Annotated in this window: 1 protein-coding gene; it reads left to right on the forward strand. The window is 69.1% G+C overall.

Annotation, left to right across the window (positions count from 1 at the left end):
* Positions 1-366: beta-ketoacyl synthase N-terminal-like domain-containing protein (locus ACLF6P_RS29990; RefSeq protein ID WP_415954568.1), on the forward strand; the 366-nt coding region annotated here is incomplete at both ends.

A 366-nucleotide genomic window follows, 5' to 3' on the forward strand; every position in this document is an offset into this window, starting at 1 on the left:
ACTTCGACGCGGACTTCTTCGGGATCTCGCCGCGCGAGGCCCTCGCCATGGACCCGCAGCAGCGGCTGCTCCTTGAGGCGTCCTGGGAGGTCCTTGAACGCGCGGGCATCGACCCGGCCACGCTGCGGGGCAGCCGTACGGGCGTCTTCGCCGGGCTCATGTACCACGACTACGTCACCCAGGTGTCTGGTGAGGAAGGCGCGGAGGGCTACATCGGTACGGGCAATGCCGGCAGTGTCGTCTCGGGCCGGGTCGCGTACGCGCTCGGTCTTGAGGGTCCTGCGGTGACGGTGGACACGGCGTGTTCGTCGTCGCTGGTGGCCCTGCACTGGGCGATCCAGGCCCTGCGTACCGGTGAGTGCACGA

The organism is Streptomyces lothianensis, assembly GCF_047779955.1.
Classification (GTDB): Bacteria; Actinomycetota; Actinomycetes; order Streptomycetales; family Streptomycetaceae; genus Streptomyces.